This window comes from Amycolatopsis silviterrae (assembly GCF_042684085.1).
GTDB lineage: Bacteria > Actinomycetota > Actinomycetes > Mycobacteriales > Pseudonocardiaceae > Amycolatopsis > Amycolatopsis silviterrae.
On the sequence record NZ_JBHUKS010000039.1, the window covers coordinates 1 to 23,960 of the forward strand.

Genomic DNA, 23,960 nt, shown 5'->3' on the forward strand with positions numbered 1-23,960 from the left:
TTCTTGGGCCAGGACGACCACCCGCCTCGCGCGGTCGGTGAACCTCTCAAACATGCGCACTCCCTCCGCGCAGGCTGGTCGCTTTAATTTCCAATAGTAATGCTCTCCGCAGGAGAAACAAGCCTCCGCGTGTCTTGAGCCGCACGGCCGGGCGGTCCTACCGTGGTCTGGTTCACCGACCGACGTGGAGGGAGACCAGCTCCGATGAGCGAGGCCGAACCGAAGACTGTCGAGCCGATGTGGCCGAACGGCGCGAGCGAGGAGTACGTCGCCGCCCGCCTGGAACTGGCGAAGGCGGAGCGGGCCCTGCGCGACCGGATCGAGGAGGTCGCGGCAGCACGGCGCCGGATGCCGCGAGGACTCCTGCTCGACCAGTACGCCTTCGCCGAAGGCCCGGCGGATCCCGGCCTCGCGGAGCCGGTGCGGGAAACCGGCCTGCGCGAGCTGTTCGGCGAGCACCGCACGCTCGTCGTCTACCACCTGATGTTCCACCCGGACGACGACGCCGCGTGCCCCATGTGCTCAATGTGGGTGGACGGGTTCCGCGGGGTGGCACACCATCTCGCACAGCACACCGGCTTCGCGGTGATCGGCAAGGCTCCCCTGCCCAAGCTCCGCGCGTGGGCAGCGCGCCGCGGCTGGGCAGGGCTGCGGATCCTGTCCAGCTACGGCACTTCGTTCAACGCGGACCTCAACGCCGAACGTTCCAACGGCGACCAGCGGCCGATGATCAGCGTCTTCACCGCCGAAGGCGACGCCGTGCGGCATTTCTACACGCTGCCGGCGAACTTCCTCGACGACAGCCAGCGCGGCATCGATCTGCTCTCCCCGGTCTGGAACGTGCTCGATCTGCTCCCAGGCGGCCGAGGAGAGTGGTACGCCGGGAACGACTACGCCTGACCGGAGGCCATTTCGAGCGCTTCGGCCGCAAGCGCGGTTCCGCGCACTCGCGCGGCGATCTTGCCGAACGCGATGTCACGGGAGGTCGACGCGTCGTCGGCGAACGGAGCGAACCCGCAATCGTCGCAGGTGCCGAGATACTCGACCGAAAGGTACTCGGCCGCTTCGAGCACCCGGTCGCACACCTCCCCCGCGGTCTCGACGCGCGGGTCGAGCGGATCCGTCACCCCGACGAACACCCGCTGCCCGTCCTGGCGGTGCCGGGCGATCTCCGCCAGCACCTCCCGGCGCTCGCGCTCGCCGGCGAGCGCGAGATAGAACTTCCCGGCATGCAGGCCGAACAATGCCGGGAGAAGTGCGGCGTATCTGACGTCGAGGCTGTGGGTGGAGTCGAGGTCTCCGCCGGGGCAGCTGTGCACTCCGATCCGCTCCCGTTCTCCTGGCGAAAACCGGTCAAGCACCCGGTTGTTGAGTTCGACAAACGAGCGCAGCAGATCGCCGGACGGGTCAAGTTTGAGCGAAAGCCTGCCTTCGGTGAAATCGAGTTGCACCGTCTCCGCGCCGGCGTCGAGGCACCGACGGATGTCGGCCTCGCTCCCGTAAGCGAGGTCCGCGAGGAAATCTTCCCGCGAGTAGCCCGCGATCCCCGTCTCGGGATAGAGCAGGCTCAGCGCCGACGGGGCGATTACCGCTTGCTTCACCGGTTGCCGGGTGCGTTCCCGCGCCGCTCGCAGGTATTCGTCGGCGTACACCTGGTAGGCGAACGGCCCGGCGGTCAGCCGCGGCAGCCGCCGCGTGTGCCCGTCCGCGAACGGGAGGACCGCTCCGTCCGGGGCGAGGGCGTGCAGCCCGGCCAGCGGATAGGTCACGAAGCTCGGCTTGGCCTGCTCGCCGTCGGTGACCACGGGGGATCCGGTGGCCTCGAACCGTTCCAAGGTGTCCGCGAGCGCGGTCTCCTGCAGCTGGTCCAGCTGCCACTGCCCGATCCGCCCCTCCGCGAATTCGCGCAAGCCGCGCACCAGGTAGTCCGGCCGCGGAATGCTCCCGATCGGCTCGGTCGGGATCTGCTGTGTCATCGAGCGCCTGCCTCTCCGTCCGGTTGAACCGTTTCCCGGACCGCGATCCGGTGCCGCCTGCCGATCCAGCACGCGGCGACGGCCGAACACAGCGCGAGCGCCGCCACCGCGACCAGGACGTCCGATGCCGAGTAGACGAACGCCGCGATCAGCAGCGGCCCGCAGAGCCCGCCCAGCCGGTTGCACAAGGACACCGCACCGGTCGTCCGGCCCCGGCCGGCGGGATCGGCGAGATCCGCGGCGATCGGCAGGAACACCGCGGCCATCGTGTTGACCGAGAACAAAGCCGCGACGAGCGCACCGGCGCACACCCACGCGACCGACGACACCGCGCCGCTCCCGGTCAGCACGAGCAGCAGCGCGGCCGTGGCGGCGGCCAGCCCCGCGCTCAGCCGGACCGGGCCGAATCTCCGGTGGCACCAGGTCAGCAGCAGCGCGCAGGGCACCATCACCACCGCGGCCACGCTCAACCACAGATTCGCGGTGGCCACCGCGAGCCCGCCGGACCGCGCGAGGCTCGGCACCCACGTCGTCAGCCCGAAGGTGAGCACTCCGATCAGGAACGCGTAGCCCCGTTGCAGGCCGGAGCCCAGCGCCCGGACGTGCACTGCTTCGGCGATTCCGGCGGTCTCCCGCGGCTCGATCCGGTCCGGCACCCACGGCGTGAGCGCCGCCAGCGCCAGCCCGGTCGGTGCGCCGATCAGCCACAGCACCCGCCATCCGAAGACCGGTTCGAGCCACAGTGCCGAACCGGCCGCGACGAGGTAGCCGACGGCGCTGGCCAGCACGGAAAGCGCGATCACCGCGGAGCTTCGCGAACTGCTCCGCAACGCGTCGGTCAGCATGACGATCAGCAGCGGCGCCAGTCCCCCTACCGAGGTGCCCATGAGCGCGCACATCACGACATTGCCAGCGAACGTCGGCATCGAACCGCACATGCTCGTCGCCGCGAAAGCCAGCGTCGCGACGAGATAGCTGCCGCGGCGGCCCCAGCGGTCGGCGAGGACGCCGAACACGACGGCCCCGATCGCGGTGCCGGTCAGCCCGGCGACAGCCAGGAACGACGCGGCTTTCGCATCCAGTCCGTACTCGGCGCGCAGGCCGGGAATCACGAACCCGAGCGTGGAGGTCTTGCTCACGTCGATGGTGAGCGCGGCCGTCCCGATCACGGCGGCGAAGAGCCGTCGCTTGCCCTCCGGCGGCGGCTGTGGCCGGCGTCCGGTCCGCAGCGCCGTGCCCGCGATCACGAGCAGCAGTCCCGCAGCGGCGGCGAACATCTCGGGCATCTCCGACAAAGGCATGCCCTGCAACGGAATCCGCGCGCCAGGCACCGGCATCGCCATGTCGTGGCCAGGCGGGCCGGTCATCGCATGATCCATGGCGAGCGCGCGCACGACGCCGATAACGGAGGAGATGAGCACCACCGCCGTTCCGCCGGCGACCGCCCACCTCCAGTCTGGTTTGGACATCGCGCGTCCCCTCAGCCGAACGGTCGCAGGGCGGCGGCCAATTCTTGCGGAATCTCGACCGGCGTCACCTCGGAGCCGGTCCGTTTCATGCAGGCGACCGACTGGGCGCCACGAGCGGCGAGCTGTCCGGCGCGCCGGAACTCGAAATCCATCGCTATCCGGTTCCCGTTCTGGGCGCGCAGGGTCATCGCGATGTCGATCTCGTCGAGCGCGAAGCATTCCGCGTAGTAGTCCATCGAGCACGACACCGTCACCATCGCCAGTTCGCCTGCCTGGAGCGATTTCAGCACCCCCGGCGAGCGCGCGGCGAGGAAGTGCTCCCGGCAGTGGCCTTGCCAGTGCACGTAATGCGCGAAGTACACGTTGCCGACCAGATTCGTCTCGTCCAGCGTGACGACGTGGCGGTGGTGGAAAGCGCGCATTACCGGCCCCCGGCGGCGATCGTCAGCTTGAGCGGCTCCGCGGTCCCGAGCACTCGCGTCGTGGCCGTGATCACCGGATGCCCGCCGGAGTCGTCCACCGCCAGTTCCCCGTCGGCCGCCGTTCCGGCCGACACCGTGACCGTGCCGGACGAGACCTCGGCGACGAGGTTCCGCCCGGTGCCCGTGGTGACGATCTCCAGGTCGTCGGCGAGCCCGGTTTCGATCAGCCGCCGCGACAGCCAAGGCCCGACGAGACGCGCGGGCAGCCCGTCCGGCCACGAAAGCTCTCCGGTCGCCCGCAACCGCAGCCCCTGCCAGCCCGCCACCGCGGTGCCGTCCGGCCGGGTCAGCACAGCGTCGAACTCGTAGTCGTCCGCGGTGTGCCCAGTCTCCCGCGCGTGCACGACGAGCGGCCCGGACGGCTCCGCCCACACGCTGAACCGCGCCACGCCGACCGGCAGCGCTCGCCGATGCGGCACGCAGGCCAGCAGCGCGTGGATGGTCGCGTCGTGCGCGGCCGGGTCGCCCAGCACCAGGCTGCCGCTGTGGAACGGCGAGAACCACGGCCCTGGCTTGCCGGGGTTGATCAGCGCCCGCACCCGGAACGCCGACAGCTCCACGTAGTCCGACATTCGCCGGAACCGGCCCTCGTGGAAGAAAAGACTTCCGTACCAAGGGTTTTCCCGCCCGTCGGCGATCGGCGCGGCCAGCTGGTCCGGCGGACGCGGGCCAGCCGCGCGCACCTTTGCGGTAAACCGCTCGGCGTCGTCGGACAGCACGACGTCCACTCTGTCCTCTTCGGACAGCGCACTGACGCGGATGGTGCGCTCGCCGGCGACCGGTGCGCGGAACTCGACGTCCCGCAACGACAGCGGCAGCGCCGGGCCGCCGGCGAACGAGGCCGCTTGTGCCATCGCCTCCATCCCGACCACCGCGGGGAGCACCGGGATCCCGTCGATGCGGTGCTCGTCCAGATACGGGTCGGAACCGAGCGCGAGATCGGCTTCGAGCACGGCCTCGACGCCGGGCACGTGCGCCGGAATCCGTTCGGCGAAACGAGCCATGGTCGCGGGCTCGCCGACGCTGAGCGTGGGACTGGCCGGGAAACGCGAGGCGAGCAGCACCGTGCACGGCGCCCCCGGATCGGCCAGCATGTCGAACAGCGCACGGACGCCCAGTTCGGGTTCGATCGGCTCGACGCCGCGGCGGCGCAAGGTGTCCAGCACGTCCATCCGCGCGCCCATGCCGAGTTTCGCCCACAACGACCATTCGAGGACGTGCGTGCGGCAGGACGGATGCTCGGCCGCCCACCGTTCCAGTTCGACGCGCAGCCAGTCGTTGGCGACGCAGTACTCCGCCTGCCCGGCCAGCCCCTGCCGGCCGATGATCGAACCGAACCCGAGCACCAGCCGCAAGCCGGGCAACTGGTCGAGCAGCGCGCGCAGCCCGGAAACCTTCGGGCGCAGGGTCTCGGCCAGCGACGCTCCGCTGACATCGCCCAGCAGTCTCGGTTCGTTGACTCCCGCGCCGTGGATCAGCGCCCGCACCGGGCCGAATCCGCTGGCGACTGCCACCAGTCCGGCGGTGTCAGCGACGTCGGCGCACACGTAGTGCGCGGCCACCGGCAACGCGGCGAGCGCTTCCGCCACCGCCGGATCTCGGGCCGGGGTCCGGCCGGCCAGTACGAGGACGCAGCCGGTCCGCCGGGCGAGCGCGGCGGCGACGTACGCGCTGATGCCGCGAACTCCTCCGGTCACCAGGCAGACGTCGTCCTTCGCCAGCGGAAGCGGTGCGCCGGTTGAGTGTGCCGAAGGCACCATGACCGCTCGACGCAGAGACCCGTCCGGCTCGCACCGGAGTTCGAGGTACCCGCTGTGCCCGGCCAGCGCGGCCGGGTCGACTCGCTGGTTCTCGTCCGGCATCTCGACGACTGTCACCGAACACGAATCGGCTTCGGCCGAAACGCTCCTGGCCAGTCCCGCGGCCGCCGGGTGCCCAGTGTGGACGACGAACAGGTGCCGGGGACGCCGTGCGTCGATCTCGCTAAGCAGGGCCGCCACCGTGCCCGGCCCGGCCCCGGTCCGCAGCGCCACGGCAATCCCGGACGGCTCGCCCTCATCCGCCGATTCGTGCAGCCAGTGCCCGGCACCCGCCCGCACCTCCCAGCGCACCGGCGAGGGTTCGCCTGCTTCGAACGGTACCCATCGCGGTTCGAACGACCGAACCCACGGGCGAATGGACGCGACGGTTCCGGTCCGGCTTCCGGCTTCGGAGAGCCCGGCCAGGACCCGCGCCGCGTCGCCGACCGTGGCGTCGGCCAGCGACAGCGGCGTGTCCGGCGGCTGCCGGTCCAGCGCGTCCGCCACGCTGCTAACCAGCTGGACCACCTGCAACGAGTTGAGGTGCAGATCGCCGAGCAGCGTGGCATCCGGGGTGATCGCGGTGGGCGGGAGTTCCAGCGCGGCGGCGAGGTACCCGGTCAGCGCCGTCAGCGGGTCGGTTTCGCCGCGGCCGGGCTCGGTGCGGGCAGGCGCGGCCGAGCTTCCGGTCTGGTCGCGCGGCCCGGCCGGAAGCTCGGCGGCGCTCGTCCATCCGTTCCGGATCTCGCACGGGTTCGCGACGAAGGAGGGCCGGGCGTCCAGCGGCAGCGTCCGGAACGCGCGCCCGGCGAACCACGGGTCCAGGTCCGCCGCCCCAGCGGCGGCGAGCACGGCGGTGGCGAACGCGTGCCGCCGCTCGTCGCCGCCGCAGTCCATGCTCACCGCGCGGATTCCGTTGGCCGCGGCGAGACCGGTCAGCATCGTGCCGGGACCGGCTTCGACCATCAGCTCGCAGCGGCGGGCCAGTTCGGCGACCGCGTCGGAGAACAGCACCGGCCGGGTGAGCTGGTCGACCAGCAGTTCGCGGATTCCGCTCGTGGTCGCGGAAATCTCTTTGCCGGTCACGGTCGACACCACCGGACGGGCCGGCTGGCCGAGGTCGCCGAGCGCGGCGCGCAGCGGACCCTCCGCGGCGCGCATCGCGGGACTGTGGAAACCGTGCGACACGGCCAGCTCGGCAGCTCGCACGCCCGCGGCCGCGGCACGGTCCAGTACGGCCCGGACCCCTTCCCTCGGGCCGGACACCACGATCTGTTCAGGCGCGTTGTACCCAGCGATCACCGCGTCCGTGCCCGACAGCAGCGGGCGCGCGTCGTCGGCCGTGACGGCCAGCCCGGCCATCGTGGTCTCGCCGATGCCATGCTCGGCCATGATCCGGCCGCGTGCCGCCGCCAACTGCAGCACCTCCGCCGCCGAACACGCGCCTGCCCAGTGCAAAGCCGTCAGCTCGCCGAGACTGTGCCCGCAGGCCGCGTCGACCACGGTGCCGAGTTCCCGCAGCCAGGCCAGCGCCGCGAGCGACTGCCAAACGATCACCGGTTGCGCGACGGCGGTGTCGGTCGAGGCCGTGAACGCGCTGGGCAACGGCGGGAACGTCACCCGCTCCGCCCAGCGCGCCCGGTCAGGCCGCACCGGTGCGGCCTGACCGGGAAACAGCAGTCCCACGCGCGGCGCCGGCCCGGAGCCGAGCGCATAGCCCTCGTGCTCGGCAAAGCGGAGACCGCCGTCCCAGTCCGCGGCCGCACGTGCGGCGGCCCGCGCCGCCGAGGCGAGTTCGTCGGGCGTACGCGCCACGAGGGCCGCTCGCACTCCTTCGCCGCCGCCGCTCGTCCGCCAGGCGGTCGCAGCCAGATCGCCGACTTCCGCGGCGGACAGCTGAACCGCCGTGCCGGCGAGCGCGTCAAGCCGCTGCGCGAGCCCCGCACTGTCGCCCGCGCCGAGATACACGATCTCGGCCGCTCCGATGCGTGCGGACCACCGGCGCACGCCCGCGGAAAGCACCGGAGGAGCTTCCGCCCGCGTTCCTTCGAGCACGACGTGGGCGTTGATCCCGCCGAACCCCATCGAAGACACGCCCGCGGTCGGCAGCGGGTCCGTCCACGGCTCGGGCTCTTCGAGGACCCGCAACCGCGCCCCCCGCAGGAGTTCGTTCGGCCGAACGCAGCCGGTGGTCGGCGGCAGCACGCGGTGGGCCACCGCCAGCACCGCCTTGATGAGCCCGGCCACCCCGGCGGCGGCCTTGGTGTGCCCGATGTTCGCTTTGACCGTGCCGAGTGCGGCGGGCGCGCCGGCACCGAGAACCTCTTTCAGCGTCCGGAGTTCGACGTGGTCGCCGACCGCCGTACCGGTGCCGTGGCCCTCGATCAGCCCGGCCCGGCGCGGTTCGATCCCGGCCTTGCGATACGCGCGGGTCAGCGCGAGCACCTGCCCTCGGCGTTCCGGCCGCGACAGCCCGCCCGCTCCGTCCGAAGAGGACCCCCACCCGACTATCTGGGCATAGCTGCGCCGTCCCGCGCGTTCGGCGTCCTCCGCGCGCATCAGCGCGACCACGCCGCACCCTTCGCCAGGGAGGAAGCCGGTCGGATCGGCGTCGTACACGCGCATCTCGTCCTTCGCGAGCGCGTCGAGCCGGGAGAACCCGACCAGTTCGAACGGATCCAGGGACATGTCCACGCCGCCGGCGAGCATGAAGTCGCATTCCCGCTCGGCAAGCGCGCGGCAGGCCGTCATCACCGCGAGCAGGCTGGACGAACAGGCCCCGTCGACCGTGTAGCCGGTGCCGTGGAAGTCGAACTGGTTGCAGACCCGCCCGGCGATCGTGTTCGCGAGCGCACCGGCGAGCGTTTCGTCGCCCGGTACCGGGAACGGCTGTTTGACCAGTTCTTCCAGGCGGTGCAGCACGTCGGCTGCCGCGTCGTCGCCGATCCCCGCCGCCCGCAGCGAGGTCGCCGCCGCGTCCGCGAGGAAGGGCCAGCGCAGCCGCAGCGTCCCGGCGCGGGTGAACTCGCCGGCGAGCGAATTGCCGAAGATCACCCCCGCGGTGTCCCGGTCGAGCCCCTCGCCGAGCGGACAGCCCGCGTCGGCGAGCGCCGCGGCCGCGGTTTCCAGCGCCAGCCAATGGGTCTGGTCGGCCGCCCGGTACAACGGCCCGGGAATGGCGAACCGCTGCCGGTCGAACTCCCAGTCGCGCAATACCGCCGCGTGCGAGACGGTGGCGAGGTCCACGTCCCGCGGTCCGCCCCGATAGCCCGCGCCCAGCCGGACCTCGGGCAGCCGACGGAAGGCACGCCTGCGCCCGAGCACGTTCTGCCACAGCTGTTCCGGACTTGTCGCGTCCGGATACCGGCAGGCCAGCCCGACGACCGCGATCCGGTCGCCGGTCACAGCGCGCTCCCGACGGGGCTGCTCGCCGGTGTCTCCCGCGCCGCTGCCGCATTCGCGGCGCGCCTCCTGCGTTGTTCGACCGCGAACAGCACCGCCGCGCGCAGCACGCACGTGATCACGAGGGCGAAGAAGTACCCGAAGACCACGCCGCAGACCACCAGCACGCCGTAGACGACCGCATTGACGAAGCCGAAAACGACTTGGTTGCGCGGTTTCGACGGCGAAGTGGCCGGGTCGGTGATCATGTAGTTCGTGTAGATCACGAACGCCAGTCCGGTCATCGGCACGAGCGCGCCCAGCAGCGCGTGGTCGAACAGCAGCCAGCGCAGCACCGCCTGCAGCAGGTAGCCGCCTGCCCAGCCCAGGATCAACGGGATCTTCGCGGTGAGCATCGCGTTCAGCATGGTGCCCGCCATCAGGATGGCCAGCGGCAGCAGCCAATCCCAGGCACCGGTGATGTAGTTCGTGAAGTGGTACGGCGGCGCGATGCCGACCCAGGAAAAGGCCAGCAGGGTCACCACGATTCCCGCGTTCGACGGGTTGAGCACGTGCCGGAGCTTGCCCTTGATCCGGAGCCGGAACAGATACTTCGTCGCGTGCGCGACCACGACCGCGAACAGATAGGGCCAGATCGAGGCGTTGCCGTACAGCAGCATCGAACAAGCCAGCGCGGTGATGTGCGGCGGCAGCAGGAACACGAACAGCGCGCGCGGGCCGCCCGCGAATTGCGGACGACGCTGATGTGCCCACGCGTCCAGCCACTCCAGCAGCAATGCCACCGCGTAGCTGGTCGCCAGCGAGGCGAGCGGAGTCACCGGCGACTGCTCGAATCCCAGCACCAGGTAGCCGAGGAGGTTGAAGCCGGTCAGCGACATCGCGAACCGCTCCAGTGCTTTGACCCGCACGTCCGCGGCCGGTCGTCCGCGCGGTTCGCCGGACGCTCCGCCGCCCGCCGTGACCGGTTCGGCCGTTCGCTGCGCGGCGGTCACTGGGCCGCCGCCGTTCCGTCGGGCCGCAGCAGCACGGTACGGTGACCGGGCGCGACGGTGATTTCGGCGCTGTGCACGGTCGTGCCGGAACGCCAGGTGACCGTCGCGTTGACGGGCGCGCGGTCCGGCAGCGCCAGGTGTACGAGGCTCCCGGAAACCCCGGCATGCCCGTTCGCCGGGTACAGCTGGGTCTTCTGCGGGTGTGCGCCGTGCACGGTCACCGCCGCTCCGATCGCCGCTCTGGTCCCGCCCGCGGCGGCGGGCTGGACAAGGTTCAGGTCCGCACCCGCGCCGGTGCTGGGCGAGGTGTTGCGCAGCAGGACCGAGTCCTCCCACTGGTTCGCGACCAGCACGTCCAGCTTCCCGTCACCGTCGACGTCTCCGAAGGCGAGGCCGCGCGTGTTCCAGGTGTCGGCGATGCCGAGCGGGCCGGCCAGATCGGTGTACCGCCCGCTTGCCGAGCGCGCGTAGAACGGATTGCTCTGGTGGCCGGAGAGGTCGTCGCCGAGCCGGAAGTGCGGCCACGCCGCCGGATAGCGCAGCACCTCGTCGTTGCCGAGCGCGAGCTCCTGCAGGAGCGCCCAGCGGTCGGTGTCCCCCTTCAGGAACCCGGTCGCCTGCATCAGCTCGTCGGCGCCGGAGTTGTCGAAGTCGCCCGCCTTGATGTCCCATCCCCAGCCCGAGCGGGCCAGCCCGAGGTCTTCGCTGCGCTCGTCGTAGGGGAACGCACCGTTCAGCAATTGCCGCCCGGCTCCGGTCGGGACGAACGCGAAATTGCTCTCCTGCAAGGCATACGGCGTGGTGATGTTGCTGACCGCGATCATCGGCAGCTCCTGGTCCCCCTGGTAGCTGAAGGTCACGCCCATGCCCTTGAACGAGTCGTGGCCGAGCACCTCGGACCTCGGTGTCACCAGGTCCCGGGAACCGTTCGCCTCGGTGAACCGCACACGGCCCGGCGAGGAGGTGTTGACCAGCAACTGGTCCGGGCCGAAGTCATTGGCGACATACACGTCCGGGAGCCCGTTTCCGGTCAGGTCCTGCAGGCCGAGCGCCAGGGTCCAGGCGTTCGCCGAATCCGCCGGAAACGCCGTGCTGGCATCGGATACCGCCGGAGCCGCGCCCGGTGCCCCGGTCGGGCGGAGGAGCAGCAGGCGGTTCGTGCCCGCGTTGCGTGCCTTGTTCATCCCGTCCTGCATCTGCATCCGGGTGTCGTCCGCGGCGGCGGGGTCGAGCACCCGCGCCCCGTCCGGGAAGTAGTTGCCCACGAGCACGTCCAGGTGCCCGTCCCCGTCCACGTCGCCGACGTTGACCACGCTGGAGTTCCACACCTGCATCGGCGAGATCAGCTCGCTCGGCCGGAATCGGGCGGCCGCCGGGAGCTGGCCGGGCGCGCCCTGGTCGAGGAACAGCACCGGCGAGCGACCCCAGTAGTACACCAGGAAGTCCAGCCTGCCGTCCTCGTTCAGATCCGCGGGCACGCAGCCCATCGGCGCCATCGTCGCGTCGTAGGGCAGTCCGCTCGGGACCAGCTGGAACCGGGTGTATTGCGGTCCGCCGGCACCGGGCACCGGCAAGACGGTCACCGAATCGTCCCGCGGGTCCACCAGGCATGCGTCCGCGGTGCGGCCGAGCCCGCGCAGATCGGCCAGCGCCACCGCGGAGCCCACCGCGGAGATCCACGCGCGGATGCCTTCCAGCGAAGGCTCGACCGTCCGTTCGGCGCGGGCATGCGCGGGGGCTGAGTTCAGCGGAACCTTGTCGAAGCCGAAACGCCCGGCCAGCGCCGAGGTCTCGTCCGCGCCGAGACTGGGCCGGGCGGTGAAGAAGCCGGCCACGACGACGAACACCAACCCGACGAGGATCGGTACGGGTCTGCGCCATATAGTGCGCACACTCAGTCCCCCTCACTAGCTCGGTATGTGTTTTTCCGGACCGCTGCGGACCTCTCGATCACGCCGGACGGCAGGCCAGCTTCCGCAGCCGGGACTTCCACTCCAGATACGCTTCGGGGTCAGAACGGTCGTTCAGTCCGTCGGCGGCGGTTTCCGTCCATTCCGCCGCCTCGCCGGGCTCAACCGCGAACAGTCGCCGGCAGGCGAGCGCGGTATGCGCCGGTACGATCCCCGAGCGAAAACGCGCGGCAATGGCGAACAAAGCACCCTGCCGCAGATACGGTTCGGCTGTGCCGCTTGCCTTCGCGACCTTTTCGATCTTCGTTTCGCCCGCACTTCCCGCGTAACACGCGGCCAGCCCGACCCCGGCCCACAGATGCGGCCGGGCCGCCGCCGGGAGCGACGCGATCACGCGGGCAATTCCGTCCGGATCCGCGGCCTCCGCGAACCACAGCGCACGCCCGCATCCGGCGAGCCGCGCGTCTCCTTTCGCAGTGCCCGCCGAACGGGCCCGCCGTTTCGCCGCGGCAATTCCGCCGAAATAGACCTCGGCGAATCCGGCGCCGTCGAGCGCGAGCCAGCGCAGCAACGGCGTGCGCGGCAGAACTACCGGTACCGGCAGCCGGGAAGGCACCAGCCCCCAGCCGTAGCCGACGTGCACGAGATGGACATAGCCGGAACCGGGACCGGCCAGCAGCTTGGCGAGCGCACCCGCGGAGCCCATGGTCGCGAGGTCGGTCAGCGCCGCGCGCATACCGGCCCCTTCGTAGGCGAAACCCCTTTCCTTCTCCGGAATCCGCGCCAGCGCCCCGTGTGGATCACGCCATCCGGCGACAGCGTTGAATCCGTCGATGAAACCGCGGGCGCACTTTTCCAGGACCGACCGGTCCGCGGGCCGGTCCAGACGGAAACCCCGACGGGCGAAGTCCGCCATCCCGGCGGGCAGGCGCACCCTTCCGGCAAACGGTGCCGGACCGCCATTCTTCACCGGACGCACCCCCCTCAATGCGGCAGGAACTCGCAGTCAAACGACGTCCGCTCCAACCCGGGAGGAACGACGGCCAATGCAGCTCAGAACTTGCGAGCCTCTTTGTGGTACCAGTGCCCGACAAGCCAGGTCAAGACCGTGCCGAGGTCAATCGCCGCACGGTCGGCCATCCCGGGAAAAGCCGTTAACTCGACCGGACTATTGCCACGAGGGATAGACTTCGCGCGCACGAAATAGGATTCCATGCCTGATTCGAAGAATGCGTTCTGCGGAACTTAACAATGATGCGGATGGTTGATGTCCTGGTCGGATGTCAGCGCGCGGAACCGCTGCCGACCGGAGACTGCGCGAACTGGTCGCCCTCCGGAAAGACGGCCGGCCGGCGACGCAGCGAACCCGCGCCGCGTCGAACATGGGAACACAAGAACCCTTTAACTATAAAAATATATAGCTAAATCCGGCCGACGGAATTAGACCGCCAAAACCCGCTCGCCGGTTTTGTCAAGACAGTCCCAGCATGCGGGTGCACCGGTGCACCGCTTCGGCCGGACCTTCGATCTTGATGTCACCGGTCGCCAGCGCGTCGAACGGGGTGGTCATCCTGGCCCCGATCCGGACGAACGTCTCCGCGTCGCTGGCGATGATCAGCGCTGGGTCCTCGGCTCCGCCACGCAGGAACTTCGCGGTCCGCTCGCGCACCTCGACAGTGAACACGTCGTCGCCGACCCGGAACTCGTACGACTCGTCGACCTCGGGCACCTGGTCGGCGACGACCATGGCCTGCACGGCGAGGAAGCCCCACTCGGCGCGCACCTCGCCGTCCCGGTCGTTTTCCGCCAGAAACTGCATGCCCCACTTCGCGAGATCGAGCAACGGAGCGCGCAACTGCTCCCCCAGCGGGGAAAGCTGATAGCGCTTGCCCCGGCCGTCCCCCGGAACGGGCAACTGCTCGATCACGCCCTCCTCGGTGAGTATCCGGAGCCGTTCCGCCAGCAGGTTCGGCCCCATTCCCGGGAGGTTTTCGATGATTTCGTTGAAACGCACCGGGCTGATCAGGAGTTCGCGGACGATAAGCAAGGTCCACCGCTCGCCGATCACGTTCAGGCCCGCGGCCAGGCCGCAGAACTGCCCGTAGTCACGCTTGCCAGCCATCGCTCTCGTCGCCCTTCGCCGATCATCAGGTAACTCTATGAATCGATAGTAACACCGTGGTTAGACCGGTTGGCGGCACGACGCGCCGCGGCGGACTACTCGGTGAGGTCGCCGATCCCCCGGATGGTCCGGTTCAGGCAAGGTTCGCGTATAGATACGGTAACGGTTTTCGATCTTTCCTCTCTCGATCGGGTCAGCACTCACCGCATCGGGTCAGCACTTCGAGGAGCCGAACGGGCAGGGCAACAGTCTCAACCCGCACCGCGGACCCGAGCGCCGCGGCCTCGACGTCGATAGTGGTCGGCGCGCTGCTCGCCTGCCGGGCAGGTACGCCTGCTGCTGCGCCCCGGCCCTGCCCTTTGCCCGCGGAATGCGCGGTGGTGCCAGCTTCAGTATTGTTACAGGTAACGACCCGAGCGGGCCCCGCTGGCGCCATGTGGTCACACCGAACCACGGAGCCTGTCATCGAGACCGAAAGCGTCAGCGTTCGCCACGCCAGCCGATCGTCGCCACCCGGACCGCCGCCGGAGCCCACGTCCGGATCACCGCGGGTGCGCACGCCAAGACCGGAACGCGGGTGCAGCCGGTCAAGATGACCTGTTCCGGTCGGCAGAGCGGCTCCGCGGACATCGTGATCGAACCGCTCGCGCAGTCCGAGCTGGTCCTGACCGCGGCGTGGCCGGCGGCAGGACATCCCAGTGTGCTGCCCGGCGATTCGGCGCGCAGGCTCAGCCGGTTACGGCGGACCAGCTCCGCGCTGAGTGACCGGGGCACGAGCAGATGGTGCGCGGCCACCGCGAGGACCTCCCCGCTGGACGTCGCGCCTTGGTCAGGTCCTCGAGATCCTCGCCGACGCTCGTCGCGTACCGCTCGCACAGTTCGGGGGACTTGAGGCGCTGCCCGGGATGTCGGCCCGCAGCCAGCCGGCCCTTCAGCACGGTCAAGGGGACCCAAAGGCGGCAAGATCATCGTCCGCTGACAGCTGTTCGATTCCGTCAGGCCCGCTCGGCGAGTTTCAACGGGCTCGCTCGGGAGACCACTGCAGCAGGAACCGCAGCGCCTCCTCGCTCGGCGAACCCGGTTGTGCGGTATAGGCCACCAGCAGCTGCTCCGGATGAGTGTCCACTGTGAACTGCTGAACGTCGAGTTCGAGCTTGCCGGCCACCGGATGGCGATAGACCTTCGACAGCGCCCGCGGCCCGCGCACCTGGTGATCCGCCCACCACCGCCGGAAATCCGGGTCCCGCACACTCAGCTCGCCGACCAGCGCGCTCAACGCCGGATCGTGCGGCGTCCGGCCTGCTTCCATCCGCAGCACCGAAACGCACTCGCGCGCGGCCCGCGGCCAGTCCGCGTACAGCGTCCGGAATGACTCGTCCACGAAGGTCAGCCGGATCAGGTTTCTTTCCGCCACCGGCAATTTCTCGAAGTCGGTGAGCAGTGCGGCACTCCCGCGGTTCCAGGCCAGCACGTCCATCCGGCGGTGCAGCACCATCGCCGGAATGTCGCGCATCGTGTCCAGCAGCTGCTGTAACCGGGGCGCGATTTCGGGCCGGGCCGGGGTCCGCGGCGACACCGGCGCGACGTCGGCGACCGTGAACAGGTACGCGCGTTCGTCCGGCGCGAGCTGCAGCGCATCGGCCAGCGCGTCGAGCACCGACCGGGAGACGCGGTTCGTGCGGCCCTGTTCGAGACGCACGATGTAGTCGATGCTGAGGTGTGCGAGCTGAGCCAGCTCCTCGCGGCGCAACCCGGGGACCCGCCGCAGCCGTCCGTCGTCCGGGTACCCGGCCTGCCGCGGATCGACCGCCGCCCGGCGGGCACGCAGGAAGTCGCCCAGTTCGTTCGCCATGTCTCCAGTGTGCCGGGTGCCTCAGGCTGCTTGCCTGGTACTGGGGTGCATAGGCAGCACTGTCCCTGGTCGCGCCTCTGGACCGCGCCGAAGCTGAAGGCATGCGAAACGACATCTCCTTCTCCAGCAACAACCTCCGCGTCGCCGCCCACCTCTACCTCCCGGACGCCCCTGGCCCGCGTCCCGCGCTGGTCGTCGGGCATCCGGGCACCGGCGTGAAGGAACAGACCGCGGGCTTGTACGCCGAAAAGATGGCTGCACTCGGCTACGCCGCTCTCGCCTTCGACGCCGCTTACCAGGGCGAAAGCGAGGGCCTGCCGCGCGGACTCGAAGACCCCGCTCAACGAGTCGAGGACTTCAAAGCCGCCGTCAGCTACCTGGCCGGCCGCGAGGACATCGACCCCGCCCGGATAGGTTTGCTCGGCATCTGCGCGTCCGGCGGCTACGCGCTGACCGCCGCCTCCACCGACCGCCGAGTGCGCGCCGTCGCCACGGTCAGCGCCGCCGATGTCTCCCGCCAGCTGCGCCTTGGCGCCGACGGAACCCAGGACCCGGCGGTATTCGACGCGATGCTGACCGCTTCCCGCACCGCTTCCGGCGGTCTGCCGGTCTTCCCGGCGAACGAGCAGGAAGCCCGTGCCGCCGGCGAGCACGCCTACGAGGGCTGGGAGTACTACTGCACCCCGCGCGGCGCGCACCCCCGGTCCGCCAAGACGCTGACCTGGGACAGCATCGACCGGCTCGCGTTCTTCGACGCTTTCGCGCCGCTCTCGCTGCTCGGCCCGCGGGCCCTGCTGACGATCGTCGGCGACCGCGCCGTGACCGAGTGGATGAGCATCGAGGCGTTCCAGCGCGCGACCGGCCCGAAGGAGATGTTCCGTGTCCCCGGAGCGTCCCATGTAGACCTTTACGACCGACCGACGGCGGTCGGCGCGGCGACGGAGAAACTGGCCGAGTTCTTCGGCAAGCACCTGTGAGTGCCGTCCGCCAACCAGGTTCGTTGCCGACCTCGCGGTCGGGGATGTGAGGGGTCCGCCTTTCGACTGACGACGGCGGACCGCCGGCACCGCCATGATCCGATCGTGGTCATCTTTCGGAAGGCGTTGCCCGGATTCCTGGTTCTGTTCCTCCTCGGCACCGCCGCACCAGCGGCGTCCGCCGTGGAGAGGTCGGCGGCGGCCGTGCGCGCGGACGCCGCCAGCACGCCGGTGCTCGACTGGGGCCCGTGCCGGGAGGCGGGTCTGGAGCGGTACCAGTGCGCGGTGGCCGAAGTGCCGCTGGACTACGCCCGTCCGCAGGGGAAACGGCTGCCGCTGGCGGTGATCCGGCAGCCTGCGGCCGACCCGGGCCGGCGGATCGGCACGTTGTTGACCGCGGTCGGCGGGCCCGGCGGGTCGGGAGTCGACGCCGCCAAGCAGGGGCCGCTTGCCGAGGGCGAACTCGCGCGGCGGTTCGACGTGGTGAGTTTCGACCAGCGCGGGATCGGACGCAGCCGTCAGGTGCGGTGTTTCGCTTCGCCTGCCGAACAGGAACGGTTCTGGGCGAGCACAGCATTGCCACCCGCGAATCCGGCGGAGGAACGGCTCGCCGAGCAGCGCGGACGGGAACTCGCCCGTGGCTGCGCCGCGCACGACGCGGAGCTGATCGGCCATCTCACCACGGTCGACGCCGCGAGCGATCTCGACCTGCTGCGCCGGGCCGTGGGCGACCGGAAGACGACCTTCAGCGGCGGTTCGTACGCCAGTTACCTCGGCGAGGTGTACGGCGCGCTGTTCCCCGGCCGCGTCCGGGCGTTGCAGCTGAACGCGATGATCGACCCCGTCGGGTACACCAGCGACACGCTGGGGATGCTGTGGCGACGTTCGACAGGCACCGAGGAAGTGCTGCGCGAGTTCGCGCGGCTGTGCACCGAAGCCGGCGCGGCACGGTGCCCGGTGGCCGGGGATACCTTGGCGCGCAACGCTTCCGTGCTGGCCCGGCTCAAGCGCGGGCCAATCACCGTCGGCCACGGAAAGGACGCGCTGGTACTGCGTTACGCCGACGTCGTCCCGCTGCACGCCCAGCTGCTCTACGACACCGCACGCGGCTGGCCCGCGCTGGCCGAACTGCTCGACGGGCTGGAACGCGGCCCGGACGCCGACCCGGCACCGCTGCGGGAGATCTACCAGGTCACCGGTTTCCGGCTGGACTTCCTCGACTCCTACACGGCGATCTCCTGTGCGGACAACGAGTTCCCGCCGGCTCCCGGAGCATGGCCCGCGCTGGCCCGCGCATTCGACGCGGCCGCACCGGATTACGGCAGGCATTGGCTGTACCAGCTGCAGGCCTGCGCCTCCTGGACCGCACCGCCCGGCGGCTACCCGCAGCGCCACCAGGGGCCCTGGACGCTGCGGTCCCAGACCCCCGCGCTGCTGATCAACAACCGTTTCGACCCCGTCACCTCGGTCGCCTTCGCCTACGACGCCCAGCGCGCGCTGGGCAACGCCCGGCTGGTCGTCGTCGACGGACACGGGCACAACCCGCTCGGCAGCACCTGCACCGACCGGCTGCGCGAGCGGTACCTCATCGATCTGCAACTGCCCCGTCCCGGCACCCGATGCGTCCCAGACCATCGACCGTTCGAGTAGCCGCCGCTATCCGCCCAGTGCGGGGCCGATCCAGCGGCGCACGAGGCCGCGCAGTTCGTCGTCGGTGGCTGGTGGAGTCGACGGGTACTGGAGGAACGACATGAACAGCCGCATCAGGAGTTCGGCCAGGCCGTGGAGTTCGGCGTCGGTGTGCACTCCGGCGGCGGCCCAGTCGACCTCGGTGTCGCGCAGGATCCGTGCCCCGAGGGAGAAGGACGGGGGCGTGGCGGTCCCGGCGGTGAAGAAGTCGGCTTCCCCGGCCTGCAGGAGCAAACCGAGGTAGGGCTCGTCGGGCAAGGTGCGGACGGCGTAGACCACGGATTCGACCGCGACCTCCACCGGGCTGTCGAACTCGGCCAGGTGCGCCCGCATCCGTTCGGCGAACTCCTCGGCGCCCGCGTGGGCGACCGCGCGCAGGATTTCGGCCAGGCTGGGGAAATAGCGGTAAACGGTCTGGCGGGTCACGCCTGCTTCCGCCGCGACGTGGGAAAGGTTGGTCTTGGCCAGCCCGGCCCGGTCGAGGCACGCGATCGCCGCCTGCACGATCCGGCGGCGAGCCTCGTCCTCGGCGCCGGGCGGGTCGCCCTGCCACCCGTGGTATCCCATGGCGGCGATCATCCCAGACCGGACCGCGGGGCAACGAGTGACCGGCGCGAGACCGATGCTTGCGCGGCCAGCAGCAGACTGGCGGCGGCGAAACAGGCGAGTGCGTACGGGCCACTGCCGATCGGGGTGCCGGAACTGGTGACGCCGTCCCGGGCTCCGAGATAGGCGGGCAGCGCGCCGATCCAGCACACTGCCAGGCCGCACAGGTAGATCGCGGGATAGTAGCGGCCGAACGCCGACAGCGGCTCGTCCAGGCCGCGATCTCTGGAGCGCAGCTGCGACACGACGACCCACGCCCCGCCAAGCCAGACCAGGGCCAGTTCGGCACCGAGGATCCACGCCTGCGCCGTCGTATTGGGGTTGTCCCCGCCGAACAGGCTTGCCGGGATACCAGCGATCGCCATGGTGAGCGGGGTGAGGATGCCCGCCGCGAGAATGCGCGGTGCCAGCTGCCAGCCGCGGCGCTGTCCGGTGAAGCGCACTACGAGGTAGGTCATGCCCGCCATCGAGACCGACGCGAACAGCAGCATGCTGGTCATCGGGACCGAGGCCAGCGCCGGGTGATTCACGATGCGGTTGGCGGGATTCCAGGCCCACCACTTGAGCTGCGGGCCCACCTGGTCGAAGACCTCGTAGAAGACCTGGCAAGCGAACGCGACGGCGACTGCCCCGGCGAGCGGGCCGCGCCGGCGGAAGATCCCGAGCGACCGCACGAGTTCGTAGGCGAGCTGGCTGATCACCGGGTAGAACGCCACGATGTAGAGCGGCAGCCGGTCTCCCATGAACTGCACGGTGAACTGGTTGTGCGCGAAGATGAATCCGTACAGCCGGTCGAGGCCGAACCACTCCGGGAAGTACAGCGGCGGTTCGGTGACGACGAGGTAGACCAGCGAAGCCCACCACAGCGCCAGGTTGACCGGGTCGCCCGCGCGGTAGCGGCGTACGGCGTGCCAGAGCGCGAAGACGGCGCCGCCGATGATCAGTACTTCGAGCAGCGGCATCGTCCAGTTGGCGAGGTCCCAAGGCGCCCGGACCGAGACCACCGGGCTGACCGCGTGGCAGTCGAAGCCCAACTGCCGGGTGACCGCCTCCGCGTCGGGCCCGCACGCGCCGCTCATCGCGCGGCGGCAGTAGCGGCGGACGGCGAGTAGTCCGTGGCGGGCGGCTCGGCCTGGGGATCGAAGCCGAAGGGCACCCGGTGGCGGCCCAGCAAAGAGCGAACGCAGTAGCGCGCCAGCCCGGCGAGGACGCGCGGGTTGCGCATCATCTCTCCCAGCGATTCGTCGAGGTTGAAGACCTTGGCGAAATGCTCGTCGACGACGTCGTCCTCCCGTGCGGCGCCGACGATGAGGCTGAACGCCGGGGCGGACACGGCGGCGAGGAGGCGGCGCTGCCACGCGGGCAGCCGTTCGGTGCCCTCGGCGCACTCGTAACCGCGGTCGCGCGCCATCGCCAGGGTCCACGGCACTTCGAGAAGATCACGTTGTGCGGTAAGGAATCGCGCGCAGAAGCCCGCGTCGAGACTGGCGGCCCGCGCGAGATGCTCGCGCAGGAGCAGCGCCGAACCGGCGGCGGAGCTGATGCCCTGCGCGTAGAACGGATTGAACGCACAGATCGAGTCGCCGACGAACGCCAGGCCACGCGGCGGATTCCGCCAGCGGTCGTAACGCCGCCACCGGTTGCCGGTGGAGCGGGTCAGATGCACCTCCGAGGTGGGCGCGCAGCGGTCCATCGCGGCGGCGAACAACGGCGTCCGCGTCCGGCGCGCCGACTCGACGAAGGCGTCGGTCGTCCGCGGCATTTCCAGGCCCCACGAGCCCATGCAGGCGATGGCCCGGTCGCCCTCGATCGGGAAGAAGTTCACCAGGAACTCGTGCTCCGCCGGGTGCCGGCCGCGGTCCTGGGTCGGCATCAGCACCAGGTGCTGCCACCACCAGGACTCCGGCCGGGGCTCGGGCAGCTCGTACCAGCGCGAGGTGTAGGTGACCTTGGCGTCGAGGGTCCGCACCTCCGGCTCCGGCCAGCCCGCCGCCACCAGCCAGTTCGCGACCGCGGAGCCGCGGCCCATCGCGTCCACGACGAAGTCGGCGGCCAGGTGTTCCTCGCCGGCCGGTGCGGCGATCTCGACCCCGGTGACCGCGCCGGCGGAGGCGGCCAGGCCGCGCACGGCGACGCGTTCCCGGATGTCTACATTGGACAGTTCGCGGACCTTGTCCCGCAGGACGCGCTCGATGAGGATCCGCGAGCTGTAGACCATCGTCATCGCGCTGCGCTTGCGCGCCGACCAGCCCTCCCGGTCCAGGTAGGCGGCGTCCATCGACGGCATCAGGTGCAGTCCGCCCGCCGCGGTGAGGTCGTCCTCGAACCCGGGGAAGAGCGCGGTGATCGCCCGGCGGCCGGAGTTGAGCAGGAAGTGCGGGTGCTTGCTCTGCGGCACGCCGCGCCGGTGCTCCGCCTCCGCCGGAAGCTCGTCGCGCTCCAGCACGAGGACTTGATCGAAGTAGGGGGACAGCGCCCCGGCCGTGCACAGGCCCGCGGCGCTTCCGCCGAGGACGACAGCGGTCTTGCCGAGCTTCATCCGAACCAGCTCCGCTCATCATTCATACAAAGTCGTCGATAATGTATGAATGACTGGGTGCGCGTGTCAAACAGTCGCTCTGCGTAACGATTCTTCGGCTACAGCGCGTCGCGGCCGCGCTCGCCGGTGCGGACCCGGACGACGGTCTCCACCGGCGTGACCCAGATCTTGCCGTCGCCGATCTTGCCGGTGTGCGCGGTTTCCCGCACCGTCCGGAGCGCGGCGTCGACCTGGTCGTCGTCGAGCAGGATCTCCAGGCGGTACTTGGTGATGAAGTCGACCGCGTACTCCGCGCCCCGGTAGATCTCGGTGTGGCCCTTCTGCCTGCCGTACCCGCGGACCTCGCTCACCGTCATCCCGGCGATGCCGAGTTCCTGCAGCGCGATCCGGACGTCGTCGAGCACGAACGGTTTGACGACGGCGGTCAGCAGCTTCATCGGGTCTCCTCGCGCGCGGGCCGGGACGTCCCCGGCGCACCGGCGGGCGCGCTCCCCCGGCGTCCGGACTGGATTGCCAGCTCGTACGCGCCTTCGGCGTGCTCGGCCTCGTCGACACCGTCGATCTCGGCCTCGCGGTCGACCCGGAATCCCAGGAATTTGTGCATGACCCAGCCGATCAGGAGGGTCACCACGAACGAATACCCTAGTACCGCCAGGGTTCCCACCGTCTGGCGCCACAGCTGGCCGAAACCGCCGCCGTAGAACAGGCCGTCCGCGCCCTGCGGATTGACGCTGACCGTCGCGAACAAGCCGATCAGCAGCGTCCCGGCGAACCCGCCGAGCCCGTGCACCGCCACGACGTCCAGCGAATCGTCGAACCCGAACCGGTACTTCAGGCTCACCGCGAACGCGCACACCACGCCCGCGACGGCGCCGATCGCGATCGCGCCCAGCGGTTCGACGAAAGCGCACCCCGGCGTGATCCCGACCAGCCCGGCCACCGCGCCGGACGCGGCGCCGAGCGTGGTCGGCTTCCCGTCGCGGAGCTGCTCGACCAGCAGCCAGCCCACCACCGCCGCCGCGCCCGCGACGGCGGTGTTCAGGAACGACGTCGCGGCAAGGTTTTTCGCGGCCAGCGCGGAACCCGCGTTGAACCCGAACCAGCCGAACCACAACAGCCCGGCCCCGAACATCACGAACGGCAGGTTGTGCGGCCGGACCGCCTGCCGCGGCCAGCCGTGCCTGCGGCCGAGCACCAGCGCCAGCGCGAGCGCGGCGGCGCCGGAATTGACCTCGACGACCGTGCCGCCCGCGAAGTCCAGCACGTGCAGCTTCGCCGCGATCCACCCGTCCGGGGCGAAAACCCAGTGCGCCACCGGCAAATACACCAGCGTGACCCAGACGGCGGAGAACACCGTCCAGGTCCAGAACCGGGCGCGCTCGGCGATCGCGCCGGCCAGCAGCGCCACGGTGATGATCGCGAACATCATCTGGAACGCCACGAACGCATACAGCGGCACCGTGGTCCCGCCGAGCGTGACGGTCCGCTCCGCGAGCCCCCGCAGCCCCGCCAGCCGGAAGTCGCCGAGCAGACCGGCGAACCAGTCGGAGCCGAACGCGAGCGAGTAGCCGTAGGCCACCCAGACCAGGCCGACTGTGGCGAGGCAGACGAACGTCATCGCCATCACGTTCAGCACGCTGCGCGCGCGGACCATGCCGCCGTAGAACAGCGCGAGACCCGGCGTCATGAGCATCACCAGCGCCGCGCTGACCAGCAGCCACGTCGTGCTTCCGGTATCCACCACGCTGGAACTCCTCGTCTCGACTACCGGCCGCTGCAAGCTAACCGCGCGGTGTTACGAGGATGTTTCCGTTGTGCTTCGGCCGCCTGCCCCCAACCGGGCGAAACCGGCGAACCGGAAGAAAGGGTTTGTGCCCGCACGACCGCATCCGAAAGTCCGTGAGGGGAACCTTCACAGAACCGGCGTCCCATGCCAGGGACTCAAGCCGGGCGGTCTCAGCCTGCTGATCGTCCATAAAGGACACCCACGTCAGTTAAATGCCCGATGAATGCCGGAATGCCCGTTTCTTCAAGTCCGTGAGGGGCACCCTGAGTGAACTGGCCCCCGGAAGTTGGACTGCTAAGTGAAGGTTAGGCGGCGGGGGTCTGGGCTCGGTATTCGGCCGGGCTCAGGCCGCCGAGGGT

The 23,960-nt window shown here is 70.3% G+C and carries 18 protein-coding genes; 3 read left to right on the forward strand and 15 right to left on the reverse strand.

The window, feature by feature from the left end; translation table 11 throughout:
- Window positions 1-204: 204 nt before the first annotated feature.
- Window positions 205-900 (forward strand): DUF899 family protein, encoded by a 696-nt coding sequence (locus tag ACFSVL_RS44670; RefSeq protein WP_378313949.1) that lies wholly within the window; start codon window positions 205-207, stop codon window positions 898-900.
- On the opposite strand, the gene ACFSVL_RS44675 is transcribed toward ACFSVL_RS44670, so the two are convergent.
- From ACFSVL_RS44675 to ACFSVL_RS44720, 10 genes are all read right to left on the reverse strand, one after another.
- Window positions 891-1,976: a cobalamin-independent methionine synthase II family protein gene (locus ACFSVL_RS44675; protein ID WP_378313951.1), complete on the reverse strand. Its 1,086-nt coding sequence runs from the start codon at window positions 1,974-1,976 to the stop codon at window positions 891-893. The two genes, ACFSVL_RS44670 and ACFSVL_RS44675, sit on opposite strands and share 10 nt — an antisense overlap.
- Window positions 1,973-3,445, reverse strand: a complete 1,473-nt coding sequence (locus ACFSVL_RS44680; protein WP_378313953.1) for an MFS transporter — start codon at window positions 3,443-3,445, stop codon at window positions 1,973-1,975. The genes ACFSVL_RS44675 and ACFSVL_RS44680 overlap by 4 nt, the downstream gene beginning before the upstream one ends.
- Window positions 3,446-3,456: 11 nt before the next feature.
- The gene (locus ACFSVL_RS44685) at window positions 3,457-3,867 is read right to left on the reverse strand and encodes an acyl-CoA thioesterase (protein ID WP_378313955.1); all 411 of its coding nucleotides are present in this window, start codon (window positions 3,865-3,867) and stop codon (window positions 3,457-3,459) included.
- A complete protein-coding gene (locus tag ACFSVL_RS44690) occupies window positions 3,867-9,131 on the reverse strand; it encodes an SDR family NAD(P)-dependent oxidoreductase (protein ID WP_378313957.1) in 5,265 nt (1,754 codons plus the stop codon). Before ACFSVL_RS44690 ends, ACFSVL_RS44685 begins: the two co-directional genes overlap by 1 nt.
- Entirely contained in the window at window positions 9,128-10,120 is a 993-nt protein-coding gene (locus ACFSVL_RS44695) for an enediyne biosynthesis protein UnbU (protein ID WP_378313959.1), read from the reverse strand. The genes ACFSVL_RS44690 and ACFSVL_RS44695 overlap by 4 nt, the downstream gene beginning before the upstream one ends.
- Entirely contained in the window at window positions 10,117-12,012 is a 1,896-nt protein-coding gene (locus tag ACFSVL_RS44700; RefSeq protein WP_378313961.1) for an FG-GAP repeat domain-containing protein, read from the reverse strand. The genes ACFSVL_RS44695 and ACFSVL_RS44700 overlap by 4 nt, the downstream gene beginning before the upstream one ends.
- A gap of 58 nt (window positions 12,013-12,070) precedes the next feature.
- On the reverse strand, window positions 12,071-12,946 hold the full coding sequence (locus ACFSVL_RS44705; RefSeq protein WP_378313980.1) for a DUF1702 family protein: 876 nt from the start codon (window positions 12,944-12,946) through the stop codon (window positions 12,071-12,073).
- Window positions 12,947-13,501: 555 nt separating this feature from the next.
- Window positions 13,502-14,152, reverse strand: coding sequence for a winged helix-turn-helix transcriptional regulator (locus ACFSVL_RS44710; RefSeq protein WP_378313963.1), 651 nt, complete (start codon window positions 14,150-14,152; stop codon window positions 13,502-13,504).
- 480 nt (window positions 14,153-14,632) lie between these two features.
- Entirely contained in the window at window positions 14,633-14,926 is a 294-nt protein-coding gene (locus ACFSVL_RS44715; RefSeq protein WP_378313965.1) for a hypothetical protein, read from the reverse strand.
- 241 nt (window positions 14,927-15,167) lie between these two features.
- Window positions 15,168-16,004, reverse strand: a complete 837-nt coding sequence (locus ACFSVL_RS44720) for a helix-turn-helix transcriptional regulator (protein WP_378313967.1) — start codon at window positions 16,002-16,004, stop codon at window positions 15,168-15,170.
- Window positions 16,005-16,105: 101 nt separating this feature from the next.
- Here ACFSVL_RS44720 and ACFSVL_RS44725 point away from each other — a divergent pair, with 101 nt between their 5' ends.
- Together ACFSVL_RS44725 and ACFSVL_RS44730 are read left to right on the forward strand one after the other, a co-directional pair.
- Window positions 16,106-16,981: an alpha/beta hydrolase gene (locus ACFSVL_RS44725; RefSeq protein ID WP_378313969.1), complete on the forward strand. Its 876-nt coding sequence runs from the start codon at window positions 16,106-16,108 to the stop codon at window positions 16,979-16,981.
- A 105-nt stretch (window positions 16,982-17,086) separates the two neighbouring features.
- On the forward strand, window positions 17,087-18,631 hold the full coding sequence (locus ACFSVL_RS44730; protein WP_378313970.1) for an alpha/beta hydrolase: 1,545 nt from the start codon (window positions 17,087-17,089) through the stop codon (window positions 18,629-18,631).
- Window positions 18,632-18,637: 6 nt separating this feature from the next.
- Here ACFSVL_RS44730 and ACFSVL_RS44735 read toward each other — a convergent pair whose 3' ends face one another.
- From ACFSVL_RS44735 to ACFSVL_RS44755, 5 genes are all read right to left on the reverse strand, one after another.
- Window positions 18,638-19,237: a TetR/AcrR family transcriptional regulator gene (locus tag ACFSVL_RS44735; protein WP_378313972.1), complete on the reverse strand. Its 600-nt coding sequence runs from the start codon at window positions 19,235-19,237 to the stop codon at window positions 18,638-18,640.
- Between the two features lie 8 nt (window positions 19,238-19,245).
- A complete protein-coding gene (locus ACFSVL_RS44740) occupies window positions 19,246-20,355 on the reverse strand; it encodes a hypothetical protein (RefSeq protein ID WP_378313974.1) in 1,110 nt (369 codons plus the stop codon).
- Window positions 20,352-21,815 (reverse strand): FAD-dependent oxidoreductase, encoded by a 1,464-nt coding sequence (locus ACFSVL_RS44745; protein ID WP_378313976.1) that lies wholly within the window; start codon window positions 21,813-21,815, stop codon window positions 20,352-20,354. Before ACFSVL_RS44745 ends, ACFSVL_RS44740 begins: the two co-directional genes overlap by 4 nt.
- A gap of 98 nt (window positions 21,816-21,913) precedes the next feature.
- Window positions 21,914-22,252 carry a P-II family nitrogen regulator gene (locus ACFSVL_RS44750; RefSeq protein ID WP_378313977.1) on the reverse strand — a complete coding sequence of 113 codons (339 nt, stop codon included), beginning with the start codon at window positions 22,250-22,252 and terminating at the stop codon, window positions 21,914-21,916.
- Window positions 22,249-23,559 (reverse strand): ammonium transporter, encoded by a 1,311-nt coding sequence (locus ACFSVL_RS44755; RefSeq protein ID WP_378313978.1) that lies wholly within the window; start codon window positions 23,557-23,559, stop codon window positions 22,249-22,251. Before ACFSVL_RS44755 ends, ACFSVL_RS44750 begins: the two co-directional genes overlap by 4 nt.
- Window positions 23,560-23,960 lie beyond the last annotated feature (401 nt).